Here is a 3,229-nt window from a genome sequence, read left to right on the forward strand (position 1 = left end):
TGTAAGCCAAGTCCATCTTTGACTACGCCACTACCTCCTGAAGTACCGCCAACCAGAAATAACGCACCTAGCGGTCGCGGTTAATTCCAGTACTAAATTAATACTTCAAATTGGGGCTGAAACACGATCGTTTCGGCCCCAATTTTGATAATAATAATTAGAAAAAGCTCATGAGATCGCTCGTCGATCGGAAAAATCTACAGCGTAATTCGATCGGATAGTGCGTCCTGCAAATTAAATTAATTAGATCTCGATCGTAAAAGATCGCCTTGTTTGCGATCGATTGTCAGTGGTCTACTGCCATTTTTTTAAAAGGTCGATCGCATCTTGATAGTCTCGATCCTTGCCTTGTTGTTGAAATAGTTTCGTAGCTTGTTGCAGATCGTTAATCGCACCCGATCTATCTTTCAGTTCGTCCTTTTTGAGAATACCGCGATAGTAGTAAGCATCAGCATAATTGGGATCGATCTCAATCGCCCGATTGTAATCTGCTAATGCACCTTGAGGATCTTTCAGTTTGTGCGTCTTCAGAATACCACGCAAGTGATAAAAAAGAGCTTTGTTGGAATCGAGTTGAATTGCTCGATCGAAATCTGCCAATGCACCCTGGAAGTCTTTTAGGGTGATAAACTTCAGCGCACCGCGACTGCTGTAAGCATCAACATAATTGGGATCGATCTGAATTGCTCGATTGAAATCTGCTAATGCGCCCTGGAAGTTTTTCTGAGCATATTTTAATTTGCCACGATTTTTAAAGGCAAAAGCATGATTGGGATTAATTTGAATCGCCCGATCGAAATCCGCCAATGCGCCTTGTGTATCGTTGAGTTTGTCCGTCTTCAGATTACCGCGATTATTGTAAGTAGGAGCATAATTGGGATTAATTTGAATCGCTCGATCGAAATCTGCCAATGCGCCTTGTGTATCGTTGAGTTTGTCAGTCTTCAAATTACCACGATTGTAGTAAGCAAAAGCATGATTGGGATCGATTTGAATCGCCCGATTGTAATCCGTTAATGCACCTTGGGTATCATTCAGTTTGTAATTCTTCAAAATACCGCGATTATTGTAAGCATCAGCAGCATTGGCATCGATCTGAATTGCCCGATTGTAATCTACTAATGCACCTTGTGTATCCTTCAGTTTGTCCATCTTCAGCACACCACGATGGTTGTAAACAGGAGCAGAATTGGGATTAATTTGAATCGCCCGATCGAAATCTGCTAACGCTCCCTGGGCATCGTTCAGCTTAGATTTAGCAATACCACGGATGTAGTAAATTCGAGCGGTTTGGAAATCGATCGAGTTTGGGGAGCGTTCCCGTAGGGAAATTGCCCGATCCATGTCGGTGACGATCCCTCGATAGTCACCTTTGCTCTCTTTTAAAACCGCACTGGCAATCAAATCTTCTACTGGTTTTGGCTTTGCGGTTACCACCACTGGAGTATAGCCACCGATCCCTGCTGCTGTCGCCAACTTGACGAACGTATTAACCGTAATCCCGAGGTTAAAACCAGTCTTCACCCGCACTCCATCATTCATCGTCTTTTCGAGCTTCGTATCCACATCCCCTTGTCCGTGGATGGCAATCACCTCACCCTTATCGTTCCACACCGGGCCACCACTATGTCCTGGCAAAGTATTATTACTGTAAATCAGCGAATAACCCTTCCCTTGCTGCTTGGTACTACTATTACTAACCACATCGCCTTTGACAAAGGCAAAAATCGAATTGCTGATGGTAGACGAAAGTGGGTAGCCAGATACATAGACAGTCTCACCTGCATCGACCGCATCGGAGTTATCGATTAGTTTAGCAACTGGGTAGTTTTTGCTACTGGTAAAGGTGAAGATTGCAAGATCGACTTGGTTCGGAAAGGTTTTGATATTGGCAACCTGATATTGCGTATCGTCAGGTGTCGTTACTTGACAACCACTTTTCTTCACCGCATGAGCCACTGTCAGCACGGTATAAGTACTACCTTCTTTACGAACGATGGCTCCAGACCCAAAACCACACCCAGTAATCTGTACCGTTACTTGTTTGGCAATCTTTTGTACCTCAACTGGCGATAGGGCAACTGCGACAGTTTGTACTAGGGGAATTGTCGCCGCTACACCAATTAGTCCGACCCACAGCGAGATTCTCGAAGACATGGATGTGTATTTATTTTGTGACAGTATCGATATTAATCGATTTCACTCCGATCTGTGAAACTTGTAAAATCTTTATACTATTGAAGGTGTTGTCAAACAAGACTCGATCGATCTAAATGAGACACATGAAACGATTATTGAAAATCTCTCGATCGCTACTAGTGACCTACTACGCCTACATGCTAGAGTATCGGGCAGAATTGCTATTGTGGGCACTTTCGGGGTCGTTACCGTTCATTCTGATGGGCGTGTGGACGCAAGCCGCACAACAGGGGTACTTTGGTTTGTCTTCGATCGATTTTGCGCGATATTTCTTAGCAGTTTATCTGGTTCGCCAACTGACTGTAGTCTGGGTAATTTGGGATTTCGAGCGCGAGATTGTTGATGGTAAGTTATCATTTCGATTGCTACAGCCATTAGATCCCGTCTGGCATCATATTTGGTCGCATATTGGCGAGCGGTTTGCCAGATTGCCATTTATTTTTGGATTGGTTGCCTTATTTTTCTGTTTGTATCCCAGTGCCTTTTGGATACCAAGCTTGAGTACGTTAGGGTTATTTACGATCGCTAGTGCTTGTGCATTTGCCTTAACTTTTCTGATTCAATACACGTTAGCAATGTTTGCATTCTGGACTGAAAAAGCTAGTTCGATTCAGGAGGTAGTGTTCTTAGTCAATCTCTTTTTGTCAGGCGCGATTGCCCCGCTCGAACTCTTTCCGCCAGCAGTTAGATCGATCGCTTTTTGGACGCCTTTTCCCTATATTATCAACTTTCCCGCCAGTATTATTACGGGATTGCAAGTCGATGTCGTGCGGAGTTTTGGCATTATCTTTCTATGGATGTTTTTATTCTCGATCGTCAATCGCTGGCTCTGGCGCAAAGGGATCCGTCAGTACTCCGGCATGGGAGCTTAATGTTAATTGAGAATTGAGAATTGAGAATTGATAACTGAGCATCGATCGTTAATAAACTAAAGCCTAAACCCTCTACCTTCTGCCATCTGCCTTCTATCTATTCATGAACAAGTATTTAAACCTAATTCAACTATTCTGGAGAACTTCGATCGCTGCCG

The 3,229-nt window shown here is 43.7% G+C and carries 2 protein-coding genes; one reads left to right on the plus strand and one right to left on the minus strand.

What is annotated here, in order from left to right; all coding sequences use genetic code 11:
* Positions 1–294 precede the first annotated feature (294 nt).
* Positions 295–2,157 (minus strand): tetratricopeptide repeat-containing S1 family peptidase, encoded by a 1,863-nt coding sequence (locus tag C7B77_RS26820; protein ID WP_106312206.1) that lies wholly within the window; start codon positions 2,155–2,157, stop codon positions 295–297.
* A 125-nt stretch (positions 2,158–2,282) separates the two neighbouring features.
* Between C7B77_RS26820 and C7B77_RS26825 the strand changes: the two genes are divergently transcribed.
* Positions 2,283–3,071, plus strand: coding sequence for an ABC transporter permease (locus C7B77_RS26825; RefSeq protein ID WP_106312209.1), 789 nt, complete (start codon positions 2,283–2,285; stop codon positions 3,069–3,071).
* Positions 3,072–3,229: the final 158 nt, after the last annotated feature.

The organism is Chamaesiphon polymorphus CCALA 037 (assembly GCF_003003845.1).
Taxonomy (GTDB): Bacteria; Cyanobacteriota; Cyanobacteriia; order Cyanobacteriales; family Chamaesiphonaceae; genus Chamaesiphon; species Chamaesiphon polymorphus.